General features: G+C 71.8%; 22 protein-coding genes. 17 read left to right on the top strand and 5 right to left on the bottom strand.

All coding sequences use genetic code 11. The annotated features are described in order from the left end of the window. Positions 1-7: 7 nt before the first annotated feature. Genes ACIBI5_RS33300 through ACIBI5_RS33225 form a run of 16 tightly spaced genes read left to right on the top strand, consistent with a single transcriptional unit; the run spans position 8 to position 15,520 of the window. Positions 8-2,242 carry a beta-ketoacyl synthase N-terminal-like domain-containing protein gene (locus ACIBI5_RS33300; RefSeq protein WP_397252697.1) on the top strand — a complete coding sequence of 745 codons (2,235 nt, stop codon included), beginning with the start codon at positions 8-10 and terminating at the stop codon, positions 2,240-2,242. Next, positions 2,239-2,988 (top strand): nitroreductase family protein, encoded by a 750-nt coding sequence (locus tag ACIBI5_RS33295; protein ID WP_397252696.1) that lies wholly within the window; start codon positions 2,239-2,241, stop codon positions 2,986-2,988. Before ACIBI5_RS33300 ends, ACIBI5_RS33295 begins: the two co-directional genes overlap by 4 nt. Next, positions 2,985-4,217 carry an NAD(P)/FAD-dependent oxidoreductase gene (locus ACIBI5_RS33290; RefSeq protein ID WP_397107209.1) on the top strand — a complete coding sequence of 411 codons (1,233 nt, stop codon included), beginning with the start codon at positions 2,985-2,987 and terminating at the stop codon, positions 4,215-4,217. The genes ACIBI5_RS33295 and ACIBI5_RS33290 overlap by 4 nt, the downstream gene beginning before the upstream one ends. Further along, positions 4,214-5,080 carry an alpha/beta fold hydrolase gene (locus ACIBI5_RS33285; RefSeq protein ID WP_397252695.1) on the top strand — a complete coding sequence of 289 codons (867 nt, stop codon included), beginning with the start codon at positions 4,214-4,216 and terminating at the stop codon, positions 5,078-5,080. Before ACIBI5_RS33290 ends, ACIBI5_RS33285 begins: the two co-directional genes overlap by 4 nt. Positions 5,081-5,090: 10 nt before the next feature. Next, positions 5,091-5,996, top strand: coding sequence for an ACP S-malonyltransferase (locus ACIBI5_RS33280; protein WP_397252694.1), 906 nt, complete (start codon positions 5,091-5,093; stop codon positions 5,994-5,996). Then, complete coding sequence (locus ACIBI5_RS33275) at positions 5,993-6,409, top strand: phosphopantetheinyl transferase (protein ID WP_397252693.1); 417 nt, start codon at positions 5,993-5,995, stop codon at positions 6,407-6,409. Before ACIBI5_RS33280 ends, ACIBI5_RS33275 begins: the two co-directional genes overlap by 4 nt. A gap of 1 nt (position 6,410) precedes the next feature. Beyond that, complete coding sequence (locus ACIBI5_RS33270) at positions 6,411-7,250, top strand: ester cyclase (protein WP_397252692.1); 840 nt, start codon at positions 6,411-6,413, stop codon at positions 7,248-7,250. A 24-nt stretch (positions 7,251-7,274) separates the two neighbouring features. Next, positions 7,275-8,057: an alpha/beta fold hydrolase gene (locus ACIBI5_RS33265; protein ID WP_397252691.1), complete on the top strand. Its 783-nt coding sequence runs from the start codon at positions 7,275-7,277 to the stop codon at positions 8,055-8,057. Continuing rightward, positions 8,054-8,494, top strand: a complete 441-nt coding sequence (locus ACIBI5_RS33260; protein WP_397252690.1) for a hypothetical protein — start codon at positions 8,054-8,056, stop codon at positions 8,492-8,494. Before ACIBI5_RS33265 ends, ACIBI5_RS33260 begins: the two co-directional genes overlap by 4 nt. After that, positions 8,494-9,495 (top strand): nitrous oxide reductase family maturation protein NosD, encoded by a 1,002-nt coding sequence (locus tag ACIBI5_RS33255; protein ID WP_397252689.1) that lies wholly within the window; start codon positions 8,494-8,496, stop codon positions 9,493-9,495. Before ACIBI5_RS33260 ends, ACIBI5_RS33255 begins: the two co-directional genes overlap by 1 nt. Continuing rightward, positions 9,492-10,430 (top strand): ABC transporter ATP-binding protein, encoded by a 939-nt coding sequence (locus tag ACIBI5_RS33250; RefSeq protein ID WP_397252688.1) that lies wholly within the window; start codon positions 9,492-9,494, stop codon positions 10,428-10,430. The genes ACIBI5_RS33255 and ACIBI5_RS33250 overlap by 4 nt, the downstream gene beginning before the upstream one ends. 2 nt (positions 10,431-10,432) lie before the next feature. Next, a complete protein-coding gene (locus tag ACIBI5_RS33245; RefSeq protein WP_397252687.1) occupies positions 10,433-11,560 on the top strand; it encodes an ABC transporter permease in 1,128 nt (375 codons plus the stop codon). Next, a complete protein-coding gene (locus ACIBI5_RS33240; protein ID WP_397252686.1) occupies positions 11,557-12,702 on the top strand; it encodes an ABC transporter permease in 1,146 nt (381 codons plus the stop codon). Before ACIBI5_RS33245 ends, ACIBI5_RS33240 begins: the two co-directional genes overlap by 4 nt. Before the next feature lie 5 nt (positions 12,703-12,707). Then, a complete protein-coding gene (gene rfbB / locus ACIBI5_RS33235; protein ID WP_397252685.1) occupies positions 12,708-13,637 on the top strand; it encodes a dTDP-glucose 4,6-dehydratase in 930 nt (309 codons plus the stop codon). Then, on the top strand, positions 13,634-14,518 hold the full coding sequence (rfbA, locus tag ACIBI5_RS33230) for a glucose-1-phosphate thymidylyltransferase RfbA (protein WP_397252684.1): 885 nt from the start codon (positions 13,634-13,636) through the stop codon (positions 14,516-14,518). Before rfbB ends, rfbA begins: the two co-directional genes overlap by 4 nt. A gap of 3 nt (positions 14,519-14,521) precedes the next feature. Further along, positions 14,522-15,520, top strand: a complete 999-nt coding sequence (locus tag ACIBI5_RS33225; RefSeq protein ID WP_397252683.1) for a hypothetical protein — start codon at positions 14,522-14,524, stop codon at positions 15,518-15,520. Positions 15,521-15,692: 172 nt separating this feature from the next. On the opposite strand, the gene ACIBI5_RS33220 is transcribed toward ACIBI5_RS33225, so the two are convergent. Genes ACIBI5_RS33220 through ACIBI5_RS33210 form a run of 3 tightly spaced genes read right to left on the bottom strand, consistent with a single transcriptional unit; the run spans position 15,693 to position 19,385 of the window. After that, entirely contained in the window at positions 15,693-16,859 is a 1,167-nt protein-coding gene (locus tag ACIBI5_RS33220; RefSeq protein WP_397252682.1) for a cysteine desulfurase family protein, read from the bottom strand. A 4-nt stretch (positions 16,860-16,863) separates the two neighbouring features. Continuing rightward, positions 16,864-17,724, bottom strand: a complete 861-nt coding sequence (locus tag ACIBI5_RS33215; protein ID WP_397252681.1) for an LPD16 domain-containing protein — start codon at positions 17,722-17,724, stop codon at positions 16,864-16,866. After that, entirely contained in the window at positions 17,721-19,385 is a 1,665-nt protein-coding gene (locus tag ACIBI5_RS33210; RefSeq protein WP_397252680.1) for a condensation domain-containing protein, read from the bottom strand. Before ACIBI5_RS33210 ends, ACIBI5_RS33215 begins: the two co-directional genes overlap by 4 nt. A gap of 139 nt (positions 19,386-19,524) precedes the next feature. On the opposite strand from ACIBI5_RS33210, the gene ACIBI5_RS33205 reads away from it, so the two are divergent. Continuing rightward, the gene (locus tag ACIBI5_RS33205) at positions 19,525-19,767 is read left to right on the top strand and encodes a phosphopantetheine-binding protein (RefSeq protein WP_184971190.1); all 243 of its coding nucleotides are present in this window, start codon (positions 19,525-19,527) and stop codon (positions 19,765-19,767) included. Here the strand turns inward: ACIBI5_RS33205 and ACIBI5_RS33200 are convergent. Both ACIBI5_RS33200 and ACIBI5_RS33195 read right to left on the bottom strand, forming a co-directional pair. Further along, complete coding sequence (locus ACIBI5_RS33200; protein ID WP_397252679.1) at positions 19,735-21,111, bottom strand: AMP-binding protein; 1,377 nt, start codon at positions 21,109-21,111, stop codon at positions 19,735-19,737. The two genes, ACIBI5_RS33205 and ACIBI5_RS33200, sit on opposite strands and share 33 nt — an antisense overlap. Before the next feature lie 21 nt (positions 21,112-21,132). Further along, complete coding sequence (locus tag ACIBI5_RS33195) at positions 21,133-22,485, bottom strand: condensation domain-containing protein (RefSeq protein ID WP_397252678.1); 1,353 nt, start codon at positions 22,483-22,485, stop codon at positions 21,133-21,135. Between the last annotated feature and the right edge of the window lie 146 nt (positions 22,486-22,631).

Genomic DNA, 22,631 nt, shown 5'->3' with positions numbered 1-22,631 from the left:
GAAGGCAATGGCGCTGCGGCCCATCGTCGTCACCGGTCTGGGGATCATCTGCGCCGCCGGGCGCGACCCGGCCGAGTTCTGGCAGCGGCTCCTCGCCGGCCAGGGCGGTCTCGCCCCGGTCGAGGACGAGGCTTACGCGGTGTTCGAGGCCAGGTACGCCGGCCAGGTCCCGGACGCGTGGATCACCAGTCAGCTCACCGGCTCCGACGCCGACCTGGACCGCACCGCCCAGCTGGCGCTCATCGCCGCCAGGCAGGCGGTCGAGCAGGCGGGTCTGAGCGGGTTCGACCAGGACCGGTTCGGGATCATCCTCGGCAAGTGCCAGGCGACCCCCGACGCGGCCGGGCTCTACCAGCCCATGCACCGCACCCAGGACGTGGTCGCCGAGCGCCTCGGCCTGGGCGGCCCCCGCATCCTCGTCTCCACGGCGTGCGCGGCCGGCGGCAACGCCGTCGGCCTCGCCAAGGACAAGATCCTCACCGGCGAGGCCGACGTCGTGCTCGCGGGCGGCGTCGACCCGCTGCTCTTCGGCACGTACGCGGGCTTCGCCGGCCTCCAGGCCCTCAGCACGGGACCCTGCCGCCCCTACAGCCACTCCGACGGGCTCAACCTGGGCGAGGGCGCCGCCTTCCTTCTGCTGGAGCCGCTCGACCTGGCCCTGGCCAGGGGCGCGACGCCGCTGGCCGAGGTCGCCGGCTACGGGCTGTCGGCCGACGCCTACCACGCGACCGCGCCCGACCCCACCGGCCGGGGCGGCGCCAGCGCCGTCCGGCGGGCCCTGGCCGACGCCGGCCTCACCACCGCCGACGTGGGTTACGTCAGCGGCCACGGCACCGGCACCCCCGCCAACGACGCGATGGAGGCCAAGGTCATGCGGGTCGTGTTCGGCGAGCGCGCCGGACGGGTCCCGACCAGCAGCATCAAGTCGTACGTCGGCCACACGCTCGGCGCCGCCGGCGCCGTCGAGGCGGTGGCCAGTGTGCTGGCGCTGCGCCACGGCGTCGCGCCGCCCACGATCGGCTTCGACGACGACGCCGAGCCGCGCGACCTGGACTTCGTGCCCAACACGGCCAGGCCCATGCCCATCGACACCGTCGTCTCCAACAACTACGCCTTCGGCGGCAACAACGTCTCGCTGGTGCTGACCACCCCCCAGCCGCCACGCGAGTACGAGGAGTTCCCGCACCGCGAGGCCGTCATCACCGGCCTCGGCCCCGCCATCGGCTCCGCCACCGGCATCGCCGAGCTCAGCGCCGCCATCCTGACCGGTCGCGAGGCCACGGGCGAGGCGCCGACGCTCGAAGGCCGCACGTTCGCGCCGCGCTCGCTGTGGCGGCACATGAACCAGCTCTCCCGCATGGCCATCGCCGCCTCCCGGCTGGCCTGGGAGGACTCGGGACTCAAACTGCCCAGGAAGGAGCTCGACGACGTCGGCCTGGTCTTCGCGACCGGCGCCGGATCGGCGGAGAGCACCGGCGGCTTCGACGAGAGCATCGCGCTCAACCCCAACAAGCCGGCCGTGCTGAGCTTCTCCAACGTGGTGCTCAACGCCACCGGAGGCGCGGTCTGCCAGACGCTCGGGCTGCGCGGGCCGACCACCACGATCTGCAACGGCGCCGCCTCCGCCTCGATCGCGCTGGACTGCGCGGTCGAGATGATCAGAGCGGGCAAGGCGGAGGTCGTGCTCGTGGTCGCCGCCGACGAAGCCGCCTACGGTACGGCCCGGCCGCCGGGCGAGCCGGTGAAGGGGTCGGGGGCGGTGGCCTTCGTGGTCGAGTCCGCCGACCACTGCGCCGGGCGGGACGGCACGCCGTACGCCAAGATCCTCGGCACCAGCCACCTGCCGGGCGACCCCGAGCTCACCCGAGGCATCGACCGGTTGCACGGCGCCGAGCCCGCGCTCACCCGCGGTCTGGAGCGGCTGCGTGGCACGGAACCCGCGCTGGTGCTGGGAACCGGTGGCGCGGGTGAGGCGGCGGCGGTGCGTACGGCGCTGCCGCACGCGGCGCTGACCACGAGCATCGGGCTGGCGGGCGACTGCCAGGCGGCCTCGGGCGCGCTCAACCTCGCGCTCGGCGCTCTGGCGATCCGCGACGGAATCGCCCCGGCGCACGCGGGCACCCCGGAAGAGCAGGGCGGGTTCGTGACCGAACCGGAGCTCGGTGCGCCGGTCGCGCGGGCGCTGGTGTTGTCGGAGTCGCCGGGATCGGTACACGGCGCCGTGCTCCTGGGGGCGATATGACCGCCCCGGTGGAGATCATGGCCGGCCTTCCGTTCGACGTGACCGAGACCGACCGCCTGCTGACCACCACCCGGTCGGTACGCCGCCGCCTGGACCTCGACAGGCCGGTGCCGCGCGAGGTGGTGGAGGAGGCGCTGGAGATCGCCATCCAGGCCCCCAGCGCCAACAACCACCAGAACTGGCGGTGGATGGTGGTCACCGACGACGGCGTCAAGAACCGCATCGCCGAGCTGACCTCGTTGTCGTGGCAGTTCCACCGCATGGACATGTGGACCAACGCCGGCCGGCGGCGTACCGACCGGCAGGCGCGCAAGAACTACGAATCGGCGCAGGCGCTGGCCGAGGCGATCGCCCGGGTACCGGTCCTGGTCATCCCCTGCGTGCTGGGGCGGCCGCCGGACATCTCGGCCATCGACGAGGCGTGGCGCCGGCGGATGGCGACCAAAGAGGACGACGACCCCGGCCACCGCTCCACCCACGGCTCCATGCGGGCCAGCATCTTCTACGGGTCGATCTTCCCCGCCATCTGGTCCTTCCAGCTCGCGCTGCGCAGCAGAGGGCTCGGCAGCACGATCACCTGCCTGCACGTGGCCCACGAAGGGCCGGTCGGCGAGCTGCTCGGCATCCCGTCCGGCGTCACGCAGGTGTGCATGATCCCGGTCGCCTACACGGTGGGCACCGACTTCCGCCCGGCCGATCGCGTCAGCGCCAAGGAACGCACGTTTTGGGAGAGGTGGGAGTCATGACCGACGTCGTCATCGTCGGCGGTGGCATCGCGGGAGCGTCGGCGGCGTGCAAGCTGGCCGCCGGAGGGCTCTCCGTCGTGTTGCTGGAGAAGCAGGAGAGCTACAACGACCTGGTCCGCGGCGAGTGGCTGGCCCCGTGGGGCATCAGGGAGGCCCAGCGCCTGGGCGTCTACGACTGCTTCGGGGCGGGCGGCGCCTGGGAGATCCGCGAGTGGATGACCTGGGACGAGGCGGTCGACCCGCATGAGGTCGAGGCCGTGGACATGACCCGGTTCATCCCGGGGATCGGCGGGCCGTACTCGTTCCCGCACCACCAGGTCTGCGAGCTCATGGCGGCCCAGGCCGCCGACAGCGGCGCCACGCTGATCATGGACGCGGGCAAGATCGAGGTGACCGCCGGCCCCCGCCCGTCGGTCACCTACCTGAACTCCGAGGGCCGCCGCGAGGAGATCCGGCCCAGGATCGTGCTCGGCGCCACCGGCCGCGGCTGCACCGTCGGCCGCCAGGTCGGCATCACCATGAGCAACCACATGCACCACTGGGGCGGCGGGGTGATGGTCGAGGGCCTCGACGACTGGCCCGCCGACGTCCAGGCGATGGGCACCGAGGGCGACGTCATGTTCATGGTCTTCCCTCAGGGGTACGGCCGCGCCCGCCTCTACCTCAACTTCGGCACCAAGGACAGCCGCAAGTACCGGGGCCCCGGAGCCATGGACCGTTTCCTCAAGGCCTTCGAGCTGGAGTGCCTGCCCGACCGTGGCCGTGCCGTCGTGGAGTCGCGTCAGGCGGGCCCGCTGTCGGTGTGGCCGTCGGTCTCCAGCGTGCCGGAGGGCCCGCCGCTGACCGAGGGCGTCGTGCTCATCGGCGACGAGGCGGGCAACGCCGACACCGTGCTCGGCACCGGCCTGTCGTGTGCCATGCGGGACTCCAGGACCGTGTGCGAGATCCTCCTGGACTCCGACGACTGGTCGCCGCCGGTCTTCGAGCCGTACGTGAAGGAGCGCGAGTTCCGGCTGTCGCGCCTGGACTTCGGCGCCCAGATCATCAGCCGGCTGCACGTGGAGTTCGGTCCGGCCGCCGTCGAGCGGCGGCGCAGGGTCCGCAAGCTGATGGCGAAGAACTTCGCCGCGCAGGTGACCGGGTTGCTCAACATGGTCGCCCCCGAGGAAGTGCCCGAGTTCGGTTTCAGCGAGTTCTTCGCCGAGCGGTTGTTCAGGGAGTCCGCATGACCGAGAAGAAGCTCATCCACGTCAACGACGTGGACATCGCCTACGTGGACGAGGGGGAGGGCGAGACCGTCATCCTGCTGCACGGCTTCCCCGACTCCTCCTACCTGTGGCGGCACCAGATCCCCGCGCTCGTCGAGGGCGGCTTCCGGGTGATCGCGCCGGATCTGCGGGGCTTCGGGGACTCCAGCAAGCCGCAGGAGATCGAGGCCTACACGATGCAGACGATCGTCAACGACATCGTCGCCATGACGATCCAGCTCGGCATCAAGCGGCCGCACGTGGTCGGCCACGACTGGGGCGCCGCGATCGCCTGGATGTACGCGTTCCTGATGCCGCGCCGCATCGACCACCTGGCGGTGCTGTCGGTCGGGCACCCGGGCGTCTTCTCCTACCCGACCCTGGAGCAGCGCGCGGCCTCCTGGTACATGCTCTTCTACCAGTCGCCGGCCGCCGAGGAACTGCTCAAGCGCAACGGCTGGCGGCTGTGGAAAGAGATCATGGGCCGCGAGGGCGACTACGACCGGCACCTGCGCGACATGGCCAGGCCGGGCGCGCTGACCGCGGGCCTGAACTGGTACCGCGCCAACCGCTCGCCTGAGGCCGAACTGCGTCACCAGCGGCCCTTCCCGCCCATCTACGCCCCGACGCTCGGCATCTGGTCGACGGAGGACAAGGCGCTGCTGGAGGAGGGCATGGCCAACTCCGGCAAGTTCGTCAAGGGCCCCTGGCGCTACGAGCGCGTCGAGGACGCCGGCCACTACATCCCGCTCGACGCCCCAGAAACGGTCAGCAAACTCCTGCTGGGCTTCCTCGGCACGGAGCAGCCCGCAGAGCCGGAGCGGCGGCCCCGGCGCCGCCTCTAAGGAGCAGATCATGGTCGGCTACCTCTTCCCCGGGCAGGGCACGGTCCGCGTCGGCATGGGCGCGTGGCTGCGGCGCAACCCGGTGGCCAGGAGAGTGCTCGACGAGTTCGACGAGCGGCTGTCCCGGCCGATCTCGCCCATCTGCACGCGCGGGCCGCTGGACCGGCTGGTCTCCACCGAGCACGCCCAGATCGCCGTCACCGCCTGCAACCTGGCCACGCACGCCGTACTGGAGGACGAGGGATTCCAGCCGCACGTGGTCGCCGGGCACAGCGTCGGCGAGCTGAGCGCGCTCTACGCCGCCGGCGTCCTGGACCTGGCCGAGACCGCCCGGCTCGTGGAGCTGCGGGCCCGGCTGATGTCGCGGGTGAACGTCATCGGCGGCATGCAGGCGGTGATGGGCCTTGAGGTCGAGCAGGTCGAGGAGATGGTCGGGTGGGCGGCCGGACCGGACGAGCCGCTCGTCGTCGGGCTGGAGAACGCGCCCGGCCACGTGGTGGTCTCCGGCGCCATGGGCGCGCTCGACCGCCTGGCCAAGCTGGCCACCTCGGCCAGCAAGATCGTGGAGCTGGCGGTGGGCAACGCCTTCCACTCGCCGCTCATGGACCCGGCCGTGCCCGAGTGGAGCGCCGCGGTCGAGGTGGCCGCGATGCGCCCGCCGTCCGTGCCGGTGGTGCCCAACGTCACCGCGGAACCCACCACCGACCTGGACGTCATCAGGCGGGCGCTGGTCGGCCAGCTCACCGGGCGGGTCCTGTGGACGCGCACCGTGGCCGTGGTCGACGCGCTCGGCCCGAGCGTCGAGGTCGGCGACAGCAAGGTGCTGGCCGGGCTCTCGCGCCGCTCCGGCGCCCGCTGCCTCAGCATGGCCGAGCCCAGCACGCTGCGCCGGCTGGCCAGGGAGGTGGCGGCGTGAACCGGTGGGGCAGCGCGCTCGTCCGATTCGGCGGCTTCACCAGGCCGCAGGACCTGGTCGGGGCGATGGCGCTGGAAGCCGTCTACACCCCGGCGGAACGGGTCAGGTCGGGAGCCGGCCGGACGCTGCAGCACTGGGCCGGGCGCCTCGCCGGCAAGTACGCGGTCCTGCGGCTGCTGGACCTGCCGCCGACCGCCGAGCTTCTGGGCTCGGTCGAGGTGCTGCCCCGGCCCACGCCCGCGTGCGAGCAGTCGGCGGCCTGCCTGGACGGGCATCCGCCGGCCGTACAGCTGAGCGGGGAGCTGACCGCGCGGGCGAGGTCGGGGGAGCGGATCCGCATCTCGCTCAGCCACACCGACGGCCACGCGCTCGCGGTCGCGGTCGCGGCCGCGCGGCTTCCGGAGGACGACTGACATGGACGCCAGGAAGATCGCCGAGGAGCACTTGGACGCGTGGCGGCGCGAGGACGCGGCCATGGTGGCCGGTCGCGTCACCCGCTACGAGGACCCCGACTCCGGCGGGCCGCTGAGCGGCGAGGAGCTGGCCGCGCACGCCGCCGCTCTGATGGAGAGCTTCAAGGGCCTGCGCTTCGAGGTCGGGCGGATGACCGGCGACGCGGACGCCGTGACCGTCTCCTGGACGCTCACCGCCGACCACCGCGCCGCCTACCTGGGCATGCCCGCGACCGGCGGCGCCGCCCGCGTGTCCGGCACCGACCTGGTGACGGCCGACGGGCAGGTACGACGGATCTTCGACCGGCTGGCGCTGGCCGAGACGCTCGGCTACTCGGCGCGGTTCGTGCCGGAGGCCGATGACGTGCGCGAGTTCGGGGTGAGCGCAAGGACGGCGAGCGGGCGTACCGATCGGCCCGGCGCCTTCTCCCTGACCTGGCTGGAGATCCGCGACGCCGCGGAGGCGGCCGACGTGGACCTGCTCAGCGTCGAGATCGTCAAGTCGCTGCGCGCCTCGCGCGGGTTCCTCGGCGTGACCACCGTCGACGTCGGCAACCGCAAGTACACCCTGAGCGCCTTCGACCGGCCGGAATCGGTACGCGCCGTGCACGCCAGGCCCCACCAGCGGGCCATGCGCCGCTTCTTCAAGGGCGGGCTGTGCACCCGCGTCCACACGAGCATCTGGGTTCCCGCCAAGTCGCGGGAGTACGCACGCTGCCCGAGCTGCGAGTCGGTCGTCCCGGTCGGCGCCGGTACGGCCTGCGGCTGCGGATGGATCCCCGACGACGCCTCCCTGCTGTGAACCACACCTGTGAACGGAGCCCCGATGACCGACTTCACGACCGAGCACCGGCTGGACGGCGGGTCCAGGCCGGCCGTCGTCTTCATGTCCGCTTTGTTCGCCGGCGGCTGGATCTGGGAGCACCCCTACCGCCGCCTGGAAGAGCAGGGCTGGCCGGTGCTGCGTACCCACGAGGCCATCTGCGCGCTGGACCGCCGGGTGGCGGGCTCGATCGAGCGGCTCGGCGACTCCTTCCTGGCGGCCTGTGACGAGGCGGGCGCCGGCGAGGTGATCGTCTGCGCCAACTCGCTCGGCGGGCTGGTCGCCATCGACCTGGCCGGACGCTACCCCGAGCGGGTACGCGGCATCGTGGTCAGCGGCGCCCCCGGCCTGACCCCGGACCCGGACGTCGGCCTCAGCTTCGACCGGCGCGGCAGCGTGCAGCCCTTCGGCCAGGAGTTCGGCGACCGTATGCTGGCCGCGCTCTTCCACGACCGCTCGCGCGCCTTCTCCGACGAGCGCAAGGACGAGGTCGGGGAGATGCTGCGCCGGCCCGAGTCGATGGTCAGCATGGCCCGCAGCCTCAAGGCCACCCGCACCTACCAGGTCAAACCCGCCCTCGACCGGGTGGCCTGCCCGTCGATCTACATCTGGGGCCGCCACGACCGCATGACGCCGGTCGACCCGTGGCTGGACGTACTGGCCGGCTACTCGGTCGAGATCGTGGTCGTCGAGGACAGCGGCCACATCCCGATGATCGAGCGCGGCGACGAGTACACCGCGGCGCTGGAAGGCTTCGCCGGGCGTTGCGCGGGGGCGCTGGCATGAGCGTGCCCGCCGTCCTCCTTGGGGTCGACATCGTCGCCGCCGACCGGCTCGCCACGGCCGCCCGGCGCGGTGGCGAGACGTTCGACCGCGTCATGGGCGGCGGCGGGCCGACCTTCTCGGTCAAGGAGAGCTTCATCAAGGCCGTCGGCGGGCGTCCGCCGGGCTTCAGCTGGCACGACTTCCAGGAGACCGGCGAACGGCCGGCCGGCTGGGCCGGCCGCCTGCTCGACGAGGCCGCCGCGGAGCTGATCGCCTCCACCGGTCTCGACCTGCCCGGACGCGCGGTCTTCACCGTCAGTGGCGCCAGCGAGAAGGCCGCCCTCGTACGGCTCCCGCCGCACGCCGGCCGCGTCACCGGCGCCGCCCGCTGGGGCCACGGCTCCGGCCTGTTCGTCTCCCTCGCGATCGTTTACGTCCGTCGGAAGGGAACCCACTGATGCACGTGGTCAAGCCGGGCGAGTCCATCCAGCGCGCGCTCGACGAGTCGGGCCCCGGCGCCGAGATCCTCCTTGAGGAAGGCGTCTACGCGGAGACCGTCTGGATCAGGCACGACGACGTCACGCTGCGCGGCGCCGGCATGGGCAGGACGGTCCTGGTCCCGGGCGGCGACGTGCTGCCGGACATCCCCAAGCTGCACGACGCCGACGCGAGCGTGCTGAGCGGCATCAGCGCCAACGGCGTCGCCCGCGTGAAGATCTCCGGCCTGACCGTGCGCGGTTTCACCGGCGCGGGCGTCTACGCCCACACGGTCGCCGGCGTCGCGGTGCGCGAGGTGGAGGCAGCCGACAACGCCGTGTGGGGCGTCTACCTGCGCGAGTCGAGCGGGTGCGAGGTCGTGGCGTGCCGCGCCTACGGCACCCAGTACGGCGGCATCGCGCTGAGCTTCTGCCCGGACGCCGGCGGCGAGGTCACCGGCAACGAGGTCGTCCGCAACGCGTTCGGCATCTTCGTCGACAACTCCTCGCGCACGCGGGTGCTGCGCAACTCCTGCCACGAGAACGCGATCGGCATCATGCTCCTCAACCAGATCTACGAGGGCGAGCCCGAGGGCGGCGTCCGTGACTGCCTGGTGGCGGGCAACGAGCTGTTCGGCAACAACCTGGCGGCCGGCATCCAGCCCGACGGGCTCGGCGCGGCCGGGCCGCCGATCTCCGGCGTGGGCCTGGCGCTGATCGGCACCTACCGGGTGAGCGTGGTGGACAACCGCATCCACGGCAACCACCCGAGCGGGGAGTCGGTCATGGGCGCCGCCTTCACCGTCGGCTCCTCCAAGGACTGGGGCGGCGACGACGCCTTGGACAACCACATCCTGTGGAACCGCATCACCGGCAACAGCCCGCTCGACTACCAGCTCGGCTGCGATCTCGACCGGCAGACCATCTGGGGCAACCGCGCCGACAAGGGCGAGCCCGTGGACGCTAAGGGGTGGAACCCGTGAGCGCGACCCTGTCCTGCCACGGCCTGAGCAAGCGCTACGGTGACGTCGTCGCCGTACGGGACGTCGGCTTCTCCATCGCGCCCGGTCAGGCGTACGGGCTGCTCGGCCCGAACGGCGCGGGCAAGACCACGACCATCTCCATGCTGGTCGGCCTGCTGCGTCCCGACTCCGGGAGCGTCACGGTCGGCGGCGTGGACCTCGGCGCCGAGCCGCTGCAGGCCAAGGCCAAGATCGGCTACGTGCCGCAGGAGATCGCCCTCTACCCCGAGCTGACCGGCCGGGAGAACCTGCGCTTCTTCGGCCGCCTGTTCGGCCTGCCGCGCAGGCGGCTGGCCGGCCGCGTGAACGAAGTACTGGAACTGGTCGGCCTCACCGACCGCGCCGACGGCAAGCTCGACACCTACTCCGGCGGGATGAAGCGGCGCATCAACATCGGCGCCGCCCTTCTGCACCGCCCCGAGATCCTCATACTCGACGAGCCCACCGTCGGCGTCGACCCGCAGAGCCGCAAGGCCATCCTGGACGGCGTCGAGCACCTGGTCGCCGAGGGCATGGCGCTGCTCTACACCTCCCACTACATGGAGGAGGTCGAGCGGGTCTGCGACCGCGTGGCCATCATCGACCACGGCCAGATCGTCGCCGAAGGCACCCGGCAGGAGCTCGTGGCCATGGTCGGCAGCGCCGACAAGATCGAGCTGGTGCTCGACGGCGACGTGGACGCCGCGTTCGCGAAGCTCCGTACCGTCGAGGGCGTGCTGGAGGCGGCCAGGACCGGCGACGGCTCGGTGCGCCTGCTGGCCGAGGGCGGCAGGTACCTGCTTCCGGCGCTCATCACCGCCGTGGAGGGCTACGCCACCGTCACCGCCACCGAGGTCATCGAACCCGACCTGGAGGCGACCTTCCTCCACCTGACCGGCAGCACGCTCAGGGACTGAGGATGATGCGACCCCTGCTGACAGTGAGCGCCCTGGAGCTGCGTACGCGGCTGCGGGACGGCACCGCGCTGATCATCGCGGTCATCGTGCCGGTGGCGCTGGCCACGTTGTTCGGGCTGGCGCTCGGCGGCGACGACCCGCCGCTGCGCGCGACCGTCGGCGTCGTGGACCTCGACCGCGGCCGGCTGCCCGCCGACGTCCGGCGGGAGATCGCCGCGGCGGAGCAGTTCAAGGGCGTGCTCACGCTGCGCGACCTGCCGAGCGAGCAGGCGGCGCGGCGGGCCGTGGACGACGGCGGCGTCGGCGCGGCGATCGTGTTCGGCCGCGACTTCAGCCGCACGGTCGGCGCGGGCGGCGCGGGACAGGTCTCCGTGCTCACCACGCCCGAGTCGCCGCTGGCCGGAGTGGTGGCCAGGTCGCTGGTGGAGCGGATCGCGGTGATGGTGGAGTCCAGGGCGCTGACGGAGCGGTTCGCCGCGGGCCCGGCGCAACCGCTGAGCGTGGTGAGCGACCCTCTCGCCGGGGGCAAGGTGGACCTTTCCGTCTACTACGGCTCCGGCATGGCGGCGCTGTTCGCCTTCTTCGTGGTGGGCGCCTCCTTCCGCAGCCTGCTCACCGAGCGCAAGCTGGGCACGCTCAACCGGATGCGCGCCGGACCGCTGGCCCCCTGGGTGCCGGTCGCAGGCAAGGCGATCGTGGGCTTCGCGCTCGCGCTCTTCGGCGTCTGCGTGACCTGGGCCTCCTCGACACTGATCTTCGGCACCACGTGGGGCGACCCGGTGGCCGTCTTCGCGGTCCTGTGCGCGCACGTGCTGGCCGCCGCCGCGATCACCATGCTGGTCGCCAGCCGGGTCAAGACCGACGCGCAGGCCGACGGCGTGATCATGGCGGTCTCGTTCGTGGCCGCGTTCTTCGGCGGCAGCCTGGTGCCGATCCCGAACCTGCCCGACGCCCTGCAGGTCGTGGCCCTGTTCACGCCCAATGGCTGGACCTCGCAGGCGCTGGTCGGCCTGGCCGGCTCCGGTGACGGACTGGCCAGCGTGGCGCTGCCGATCGGCGTCCTGTGCGCGATCGCGCTGACCGCGGGCGGCCTGGCCGCCGTAGGACTCAAGAAGGGACTGCTCGGATGAGGCCCCGTCCCGTGCTGGCGCTCGTGCTGGCCAACCTGCGCCGCCACACCCGCGACAGGACCGGCCTGTTCTTCATGGCGGTCATGCCGTTCGTCTCGATCATCTTCGTCGGCATGGCGCTGGGCGGCGGCACCGTGGGCGAGCGGCTGTCCGTCGGCGTCGTCGCGCCCGGCGGCGACCCCGTCACCGCCGCGGTGCTGGCCGAGCTCCGCCGCCACCCCGACCTGGAGATCACGCCCGTGGCCGCCAAGTCCGAGCTGGAGTCGGGCGTGCGCGAGGGCTCGCTGGCCGCCGGTCTGGTGGTCACCCCCGGTTCGTCCCGCCTCGACCTCGTCGCGACCGAGAACAACGGCAGCGGCGTGGCCGCGCGCGCCGCCGTCGAGGTCGCCGTCGGCCGCGTCTCGGGCGTCCTCGCCGCCTCGGCCGCCGCCGAGCGCGCGGGCTCCACACCCCACCAAGCCGCCCTCCTGGTACGGCAGGCGCAGGCGCAGACCGGCCGCGTCACCGTCGTCGACACCGAGTCGCCCGGCGGCGAACCCCGCGGCTTCGCCTACACCGCCCCCGCCAACCTGCTCCTGTTCACGTTCATCAACTCCATGGCCGTGGCCGCCGCCATGGTCGAGAGCCGCCGGCTCGGCATGCTCCAGCGGGCGCTGACCGCTCCGGTGAAGCGCGGAGCCGTACTCATGGGCGAGGCGCTGAGCCGCTTCGCGGTCGCGATCGCGCAGGCCGTGCTCATCGTGGTGGTCAGCTCGCTGGCCTTCGGCGTGCGGTGGGGCGACCCGCTGGGCGTGGCCGCGGTGGTGGGCGTGTTCGCGCTGGTGGCGACGGCGGCGGCGATCCTGGTCGGCACGCTGCTGAACAACCCCGACCAGGCCCCGGCGATCGGCCCGTCGCTCGGCGTCGTGCTCGGCATGCTGGGCGGCTGCCTGTGGCCACGCGAGGCGGCGGGCGAGACGCTCAACACGATCGGCCACTTCTTCCCGCACGCGTGGGGCATGGACGCGCTGCTCGCGCTGTCGCGGCCGGGCACCGGCCTGCTCGCGGTGCTCCCCGAACTGGCGGTGCTGGCCGCGATGGCCGCGCTGCTGCTGGGCGCCGCGCTCATTCTCTTCAGCCGGCGTACGAGAGCGGGGACCTGATCGCCATGCGCACCCTCGTCACCGGCGCGGCCGGCTTCATCGGTTCCGCCTTCGTCAGGCACCTGCTCGGCCGTCCGGCCGGGCGGGTCACCGTGCTGGACAAGCTCACCTACGCCGGTGATCCGGCCAACGTGCCGGCCGGTCCGAGGGTGCGCTTCGTCAAGGGCGACGTGTGCGACACCGGGCTGCTGGCCGAGCTGGTCCCGGGCCACGACATGGTGGTGAACTTCGCCGCCGAGACTCACGTGGACCGCTCGATCGCGGGCGCGGCGGAGTTCGTCCGGACCAACGTGGCAGGCACCGAGGCGTTGCTGCGGGCCGCACTGGACGCCGGAGTAGGGCGATTTATCCAGATATCTACGGACGAGGTGTACGGCTCCATCGACACCGGCTCCTGGGACGAGACCTGCCCCCTGAAGCCCAACTCGCCCTACGCCGCCGCCAAGGCCGCCGCCGACCTCATGGCCCTGGCCTACCACCACACCCACGGCCTGGACGTGCGCATCACCCGCTGCGGCAACAACTACGGCCCACGCCAGTACCCCGAGAAGCTCATCCCGCTGTTCGTCACCAACCTCCTGGCCGGCAAGAAGGTCCCCCTGTACGGCGACGGCCGCAACGTACGCGACTGGGTCCACGTGGACGACCACTGCAGAGGCATCCTCCTTGTCGCCGAGAACGGCGCGCCCGGCGAGGTCTACAACATCGGCGGCGGCACCGAGCTGACCAACCACGAGCTCACCCACCTGCTCCTGCGGGCCTGCGGCGCGGGCCCCGACATGATCGACCACGTCGCCGACCGGCCCGGCCACGACCGGCGCTACTCGCTCGACGACTCCAAGATCCGCGGTCTGGGCTACCGGCCCGAGGTGCCCTTCGCCGAAGGGCTGGCCGCGACCGTCCAGTGGTACCGAGCGAAAGGCGGACCACGATGAAGGGGATTCTCCTCGCCGGCGGGCGCGGCACGAGGCTGCTGCCGACCACGCTGGCCGTCTCCAAACAACTCCTCCCGGTCAACGACAAGCCGCTCGTCTACTTCCCGCTGTCGGTGCTCATGCTGGCCGGCATCCGGGAGATCCTGGTCATCTCCACTCCGGAGGACCTGCCGCAGATCCGCCGGCTGCTGGGCGACGGCTCCCAGCTCGGCCTGCGCCTCGACTACACCGAACAGCCCGAGCCCAACGGCATCGCCGAGGCGTTCGTGCTCGGCGCCGAGCACATCGGCGACGACAGCGTGGCCCTGATCCTGGGCGACAACGTCTTCCACGGCTACGACTTCCAGGGCGTGCTGCGCCAGGAGTGCCGGGACGTGGACGGCTGCGTGCTGTTCGGCTACCCGGTCAGCGACCCCCAGCGGTACGGCATCGCCGAGACCGCCCCCGACGGCCGTCTGCTCTCCCTGGAGGAGAAGCCGGCCGTACCCAAGTCCAATCGCGCGGTCGTGGGCCTGTACCTCTACGACAACGACGTGGTCGACATCGCCAAGAACCTCGCCCCGTCCGCGCGCGGCGAGCTGGAGATCACCGACGTCAACCGCGACTACCTGCGGCGCGGCAAGGCCACGATGGTCGACCTCGGCCGCGGCTTCGCCTGGCTGGACGCCGGGACGCCCGAGTCCCTGCTCCAGGCCGGGCAGTACGTGCAGCTTCTGGAACAGCGCCAGGGAGTGCGGATCGCCTGTCTCGAGGAGATCGCCCTGCGCATGGGATACATCGACGCCGAGGCCTGCCACCGGCTCGGCGTCGCACTGGAGAAGTCCGCGTACGGCCAGTACGTGATCTCGGTGGCCGAGCAGTTCGCAGAACAGGGGAGGTAGATCATGACGACGAGTGCGTTCTTCACGGGACGGGCGCCGGTCGAGGGGGACCACGTGTCGGCGGTATACCGATATGCGGCGCGTAAGGGGGCGATCGAGGCCGTCGAGGTGGCCGCGGCCGACCTGGGCATCGGCATCCATGAGATGCGGGAGGCGGTGGACCAGCTCGTCGGCAGCCGCCTGCTGCGGCCCGGCGACGGGAGGGGCCAGCGGTTCCTGCCCGTCGATCCCGAGGTGGCCGCCGCCTCTCTCGTGTCCTACGTGGAGCGGGAGATCTACCAGCGGCGGGAGCTGATCGACCAGATCAGGGAGCGGATCGACATCTTCCGCCAGGACTACGCCGGCGACGGCGCCACGCCCGGCGGCTCGATCGACTACCTGGTGGGCAGCATGGAGGTGCGCGGCTTCCTGAAGATGGCCGGTGACGCCTGCCGCGACGAGGTCCTGGTGCTGCAGTCCAGCGGGATCGACGGGGACGAGCTCGCCCAGACGTACCTGACGCTGCTCGGGCGCGGCATCTCCGTCCGGATCATCTGCCAGCACCGCAACCGTGCCGACCTCGCCACCCGGATGAAGATGAAGCGGCTGACCGAGGCGGGGGCCACGGTCTACACCGTCAGCCACATCCCGCGTTCGGCGATCGTCTTCGACCGCTCGCTCGTCGTGCTCTTCGGCGTGGCCGACGGCGAGGCGAACGTGGCGCGGGTGCACAACCAGGGAGTGGCCCAGTTCTTCCTGGACCTGTTCAACCACCTCTGGGAGACGGCCACGCCGCTTGAGGGCATCGAGGCCGGGTACGCCGACGTCGCCGACGACCTGCAGCAGTCCATCGCCGCCCTGATGGCCAAGGGGTACACCGATGAGGTGGTGGCCCGCAAGCTCGGCATGTCCGTGCGCAGTTGCCGCCGGCACATCGCCACGCTCATGCGGGACCTGGACGCCACCAGCCGCTTCCAGGCCGGCGTCCAGGCCGCCCGCAAGTTCCTGCCCAACGGCCACTGACTCACCTCCTTCCCGGGCCCGACGACCACACCGGCCGTCGGGCCCTTCCCGTTCCGGCACCCCCGGGCCGTTCCTTCCGGGTCGTAACCCCAAGCCCGCACTCCCGCGCGTGCCGCTCCTTCGGGGGCGCCGCCCTTTCGGGTGGTCCCTGGCTGGGTTGGTCGTGGCGGGGTCAGCGGTAGTGGGCGGAGGCGCCGGTGACGACCTCGGCGAGGCCCCTGGCGCGTTCGCACACGAGCTCCAGCCCCGTCACCAGATCCTCCTCCGACAGTTGCGGGCTCAGGCAGATGCGGACCGAGCTGTTGGCGTCGTCGGCCGTGACGCCGATCGCGGTGAGGACGTAGGACGGCTCCTGGGAGTCGGAGTTGCACGCCGACCCGGTCGACAGAGCCACCCGGTGCAACCCGGACACCAGGCTCTCCCCGCGGACCCCCGGCAGCACCACGTTCAGGACGTGCGGCACCGAGATGTTCGGGTCGCCGTTGAAGCGGAACCCCGGCACCCTGTCCGACAGCACCTTCAGCGCCACCTCGCGAAGGCGCGTGATGGCCGACCAGTTGTCGTTCAGGCGCCGCTGGGCCAGCCGGCAGGCCGCGCCCAGGCCGACGACCAGATGGGTGGGGATCGTGCCGCTGCGCAGTTCGTGCTGGCCGCCGCCGTACATGACGGGGCGCAGCCTGCGGCGCACCTCCCGGCGCGCGTACAGCGCGCCGACGCCCTTCGGGCCGTGCACCTTGTGGGCGGACAGCGACAGCGTGTCGATGCCCTCCGCGGTCACGTCGATCGGGATACGGCCGGCCGCCTGCGCGCCGTCCACGTGCAGCAGCGCGCCGGCCTCGTGGCAGAGCGCGGCCATCTGGGCGATCGGCTGGATGGTGCCGATCTCGCTGTTGACCCACGCCGCGGTGGCCACCCGGGTGTGGGCGTCGAGCTTGGCGCGCAGGTCGGCCAGGTCGGCCTGGCCGTCCTCGCGCACCGCCATCGTCCTGGTGTCCACGCCGCGGGCGGCCAGCGCGCCCCCGATCGACAGCGAGGACTTGTGGTCGGTCGGGCAGAAGACCGCGTTGACCGGCGCCCGGTCGTCGTGCTCGAACAGGCCGAGCAGCGCGACGTTGTTGCTCTCCGTAGCGCCCGAGGTGAAGACGATCGTGCTCGGGTCGGCGCCGAGCAGTTCGCCCACCGACGCGGCGGCCAGGTCGACGGCGCGGCGGGCGCGCTTGCCCAGGACGTGCGGCGAGGACGGGTTGCCGAAGTCCTCGCGCAGGTAGGGCAGCATCGCGTCGAGGACTTCCTCGTCCACGCGCGTGGTGGCGCAGTTGTCCAGGTAGATGATGTTCACGGAATCAGCTCCTGATGGTGCACACCGTGACGAGTCCACCGAAGATCTCGTCGGCCGACATCTCCCCGCTGCCGCCCGGGTCGGTGATGATGACGGTCATGCCGGGCAGGCCGTACAGGCTGAGGGCGATGTCGACGCCGGTCTCGACTGGGTTCAGGCACTCGCCGGGGGCGTAGACGAGCAGCGTGCGGTAGCCGGCGTTGTAGACCTCGGCCACCATCTCGGTCATCTCGCCGGCGCAGCCGGTGATGCCGCAGCTCATCAGCGTGCGGTAGTTGCCGTTGTCGTCGAGGAAGGAGACCTCGGGCTTGCTCTCGCCCGCCTCCAGGTAGCGCTTCTCCAGGCGGCCCTGCTTGACGAGCTTGGCGGCGGTCTTCTGGAAGCGGTACTTCAGCCAGGTCTCGGGGAAGGCCAGCGGGTGCTTCCTGCTGGGCAGCATGCTGTCGGGGGACAGGCCCACGCTGCGCAGCTCCTTCTCGTAGGAGGAGGGGAGCTGGTTGAAGCCCTCGTAGTACTCGGCGCGCAGCTCGCTTGCCGGCCGGCCGTTCTGGGGGACGTACTGCCAGTCGTTGATGAGCAGCAGCAGGCGGGCCTCGGGATGGTCGCGCAGCAGGTCCACCGACAGCCGCCAGGTGTAGCCGGGAAAGATGCCGACGCGGCCGGCGATGCGGCGCTTCATCACCTCGGAGTCCTGCTCTTCGATGATGCCGGAGACCAGGTTGCCCTCCTCGTTCTCGAAGAGCATGAAGTGGCCACCCATGATGACCAGGTCGGAGCCGGCGCCGGCGCCGGCCAGTTCGCGGTTGACGACGTCACGGAGCTCCTGCTCGGACGCCACCAGCTCGTGGTGCTTGGAAACGCTCATGATGTGACCACTCCGAGTCTGTTCCGATCTTGCGTGGAAAGGGGGACGAGCCGTCGGGCCAGCGCCCGGAGCGGCATGGGACCGGCGAGCTGGCAGACGTCGAGTCCGGTCCAGCCCTGGGCGCCCAGTTCTGCCAGCACGCGCGGGATCCGCAGGGCACGGCCGCCGGCGAGCGTGTAGCTGCGCGTGAGGTCCGTCTTCCGCAGGCCGTTCACCTGCCGGACGATCTCCGCGAGATCCTGCTCGGCCGCCGGGTCGGCGTCCGAGGTTCCGAGGTACGGCCGCGCGCCCCCGCACCCGGCGGCGGTCTTCCCCTGCTCCGGCGCCTGGCCGCCCGGAGGCGTGAAGCCCGCGAGCCGGGCCGCTTCCGAGAGCCGGAGGCCGTCGTCGCGGGCGGCCACCAGCACGGCCTCGAAGCCGCGCAGGAACCGCTCCACCGCGTCGCCGTCCATGACCGTGGAGGCCGCGTGCAGCGAGACCGCCACCGCGTCCTTCCACTCGTCCACCCGCACGTAGGTGTCGGTGCCGGTGTGCGCCCACGACTCGGGCACCGGGTTCGAGGTGAACGCGGTCCGCGTGCCCTTGTACTCGCGGGAGGCCTGCTTGATGAAGTTGAACTCCGAGGTGAGCCGTACCGGATGGGCGCGGCGTGAGCCCTCGCGGGACAGCAGCTCGACCACCTCGTCGTAGGGCAGGTACGCGTGCTCCTGGGCGAGCGTGAACGCGGCCGAGACGCGCGCCAGCAGCTCGCCGAACGTGGGGTCGCCCGAGCAGTCCACCCGCACGAGCGTCGGCGAGAACATGCAGGTGAGCACGTCGCCGAAGGGGTGGGAGTCGCGGTTGCCGACGAACGACAGGTGCCCGACGGTGTCGCTGCCGGTGTAGGCGGCCATGGTCGCCGTGTAGGCGGTCAGGTGAATGAGGGACGGCCACGCCCGGTGCGCGGCGGCCAGTTCGCGGGAGACGGACAGGAGCGCGGGGGAGATGAGCGTCGCGTGGCGGCCCGGCGGGCCCTCCGGGCGGGTGCGCCGGGCGGCGAACAGGTCGTAGGGGAGCTGGGCGATCTCGTTCTCCCAGTGGGCGACCGCGCGGGCGGCGGTGACGGCCGCCTCCGCCGAGGCCTCGTAGCGCGCCAGGTCGGCCGGTTGGTGCCGGACCGGCTGGATCGCGGCCGGGCGGCGGCCGGCGAATCCGGCGCGCTGCATCCGCAGCTCGCGTTTGAGCTCGCCGATCGTCCAGACGTCGACGGCCAGGTGGTTGAGCACCACGACCATCTGCTTGGGCACGCCGCCGGTGGTGATCACGCAGGCGCGGATCGGCCACTCGGACTCCAGGTCGAAGGGGCGGCTCGACAGGTCCTCGACCACCTCGGCGGGCGAGGGGGTGCCGTCCCGCTCGGTGCTCACCTCGATCGCCCGGACCGGTCCAGGGGGGTTGACCTTCTGATAGGGGTCGCCGTCGCCGTCGAGGTGGAAGGTCGTGCGCAGCGCCTCGTGTCGGCGGGCCAGGTACGTGAGCGTGGCCCGGCAGTTGGCCAGCGTGATGCCCTCGTGCACGCCCAGCCTGAGCACGACGTGCGTCTCGTGGCGGTGAGCAGGGGGTAACTGGTGGAATCGCAGCCACATGTAGCGCTGACCCCAGCACAGCTTCGCAGTCTTCACGCTTTCAGAATTGGGTTTCTCTGGGGTTACCACAATGGGTGCGCGGTGGCCGCTAGGGGATAGCGAGAAGCTGCCACTAGCGGTACCCCTTATGAATAGGGGACGGTTAGTGGTAGGCAGATTTATTGCGAGGTGGCATATGTTGGAAATACCTGCTGACTTTCAGCGTCTCCTGCGTCCGCACCTGCCGTACGCCGATTCCGGGGCGTTCTCGGCCCGCGACGAGCTGGCCGGGCTCGGGCTCGACTCGATGGGCGTGGTGCAGCTGCTCGTCGACATCGAGAACGGCTACGCGGTCGCGCTGCCGGACGACATCCTGGACGAGGAGACGTTCGCCACGGTCGGCTCGCTATGGGAGGCGCTGGCCGTACATATCGGCTAGGGCGCGCCGGTCGACCTTCCCGTTGCCGTTCAGCGGCAGCTCGTCCAGGACGGTCACCGCGCGCGGCACCATGTAGCGCGGCAGGACCTGCGCGACGCCCCTGAGCAGGGTGGCGGTGTCGACGCCCGCGCCCGTGCAGGCGGCCTCCAGGATCAGCTCGCCGTCAGCGCCGGGCAGGGCCAGCACGACGGCCTCGCTCACGCCCGGCTGCCGGCGCAGCGCCGCCTCGATCTCGCCGAGTTCCACGCGATGCCCCGCGATCTTGACCTGCTGGTCCAGCCGTCCGTGGTGCACCAGCAGCCCGTCCTCCCAGGCCACCCGGTCGCCCGTGCGGTACCACTCGCCGAGGAAGCGGCCTTCGTCGTCGGCCGGGTCGAGGTAGCCGGGAAAGCGCTGCACGCCCTTCAGGCACAGCTCGCCGTCCATGACCGTGTGCTCCACGTGCGGGTACGGCACGCCGATCGGCACCGTCCCGTTGGCCGGCTCCGGCCAGTCGGCCCGCTCGGCGGGCAGGCGGTACTGGGTGCAGCTGATGGTCAGCTCGGTCGGCCCGTACAGGTTCTCCAGGACGCTGTGCGGCGCGGCCGCCCGCCAGGCGTCGGCCTGCTGCAGTGTCAGCGGCTCCCCGCAGAACAGGCTCCAGCGCAGCGACGGCATCGTGCCGGTCCCCAGCCGGCGCAGCCGCGCCGCCACCGAGACCACCGACGGGACCGAGAACCAGTGCGTCAGCTCGTGCCTGGTCACGAACGTCACCGGCTTGAGCAGGTCGTACTTGAGCGGCACGACCAGCGTCGCCCCGCTGCCCCACGTGGCGAACATGTCGAAGACCGACAGGTCGAAGGTCAGGTCGAAGGTCTGCGACACGCGGCAGCCGGGCCCCAGCTCGTAGCGCGGGATCACGTACGACAGGTAGGCGTCCACGCTGCTGTGGCGCAGCGGCACGCCCTTGGGCACGCCGGTGGAGCCCGAGGTGAACAGGATGTAGGCGAGGCCGTCCGGATCCTGGGCGCCCGCGGGCGCGGCCCGCCCGGCGGGCGCGGGCGTGGCGAGCACGAGGCCGGCGGCGCGCGCGATGGTCTCGTTGCGTGCCTGCGGCGCGGCCGGGTTCAGCGGCACGACCGTGCGCCCGAGCCGCTGGATCGCCAGGTAACCGGCATAGGCCAGCACCGTGCGGTCGGCGCGCAGCCCGACACGGGGAGCGTCGCCGCCGATGCCGGCGGCGATCCGCCCGGCCAGCTCGTCGAGCTCGGCGTAGGTGAGCCGGTCGCCGGCCACCTCCAGCGCCACGGCGTCGCCGTTGCGGGCGACGCTGTCGGCGAACCACTGGTACAGGGTCCGTGCCACGGCATATCTCCCGGAAGTGGCTCAGCGCGTGGGGCCGTCGGCCTCGCGCGGGAACAGGGACGGGTCGAGCTCCTTGCCGCTCCACAGCTCCTTGAGCCCGGTCTCCGGCTCGCTCACCGCCAGCTGGACCCCGTGGCCCACGCCGCGCAGGATGTCGAGCATGCCGTCGGCGGGGACGACGTCCGGGTCGGCGAGCATCAGCAGCGAGGTCCTGCCGCGCTGCACCTGCACACGGACGCGGAACGGCTGGCCGTACTGCTGGGCCAGCGGTGTCCACACCAGCTCGGCGGGGCTGTCGTCGGCCGGGTCGGCGACCTTGTCGTCGATCTGCAGGTAGTTGAACCAGCAGCGCAGCAGGTGGTTGAACCAGCAGCCGTGCTCGGGCCTGCCGTACTCGGCGGCCACCTCGGCCATGCGGTCGATGTCGTAGCTGCCGTGCCGGTAGGCCTTGGTGGCGGCCCAGTGCAGCCCGCGTACGTGCTCGGCGAGGGTGGCGCCCTGGTCGACGGGCAGGACGACCGGGACGAGCTGGTTGAGCGTGCCGACGGCGCGCTGGTCGCCGGCGGAGAACCGGTTGGAGGCCATCAGGCTCATCGTGACCCGGTCCGCGCCGGTCTGCCGGGCGACGCCCGCCGCGACCAGCGCCATCACGACGGCGGGTGCGGTGACGCCGAGGCGTTTGGCGGCCGCGTGGGCCAGCCCGCCGATGCGCCGCGAGTGGAGCGTCGCCTCCAGGCGGTTGCGGTAGGCGCGCGCGGGCAGCGTGGGCAACTCGTCCATGAGCCCGTCCTCCAGCACGCCGCGCCAGTGGCGCTCGGCGCCCGTCCGGCGGGCCGCCCACTCCTGCCCGCGCTGGGTCGGCGCCAGAGTGCGGGGGACGGGGCCCAGTTCGGCGGTGGCGTCCGGGTCGCCGGCCAGCGCGCGGAACTGTGTCCGCAGGTGCTGCACCGACCAGGCGTCGAGGATCAGGTGGGAGATCGACAGCGCGAGGAACTTCGGCTCGCCCTTCACGCAGACCAGCAGGCCGCGCCAGTTGAGGTTCCCCTCCATGGGGAATGGCCGCCCGATCAGCTCGGCCGCGGTGCGCTCCGCCTCCTGCTGGTCGCCGCCGTCGCGCTCGACGAGCTCGATCGGCAGCGCCACCGTCTCGTGCACTCTCTGGTACGGCACGCCGTCCCGCACGTGGTAGGTGGTGCGCAGCGCCTCATGCCGCTCGACCAGGGCGCGCAGCGCGTCCGTCACCCTGCCGAGCGTCAGCCCGCGCAGGTCCCACATCGCCGGCAGGTTCGCCTCGTGGATCCAGTCGTGCGGGTGCCGCTCGATATCGCGCCAGCTGAACAACTGGCCGAATGTGAGTGCAGCTTCTACGGGCATGTTGCCATTCATTGCCCAGCGGTGCCCACACCGTCAACCGTAGGTGGGCGGCCAACAGTTGCGGTAACTACGTGCCAGCGTCCTTCCATGTGCCTCAGCAAAGTCCGCGATTAGGGTCTTAATTACTGGCCAATAGTCGCGAATAT

Source organism: Nonomuraea sp. NPDC050540 (assembly GCF_044457485.1).
GTDB lineage: Bacteria > Actinomycetota > Actinomycetes > Streptosporangiales > Streptosporangiaceae > Nonomuraea.
The sequence above is the reverse complement of the archived record's forward strand: the minus strand, read 5'-3'. Positions and strand labels throughout refer to the sequence as shown.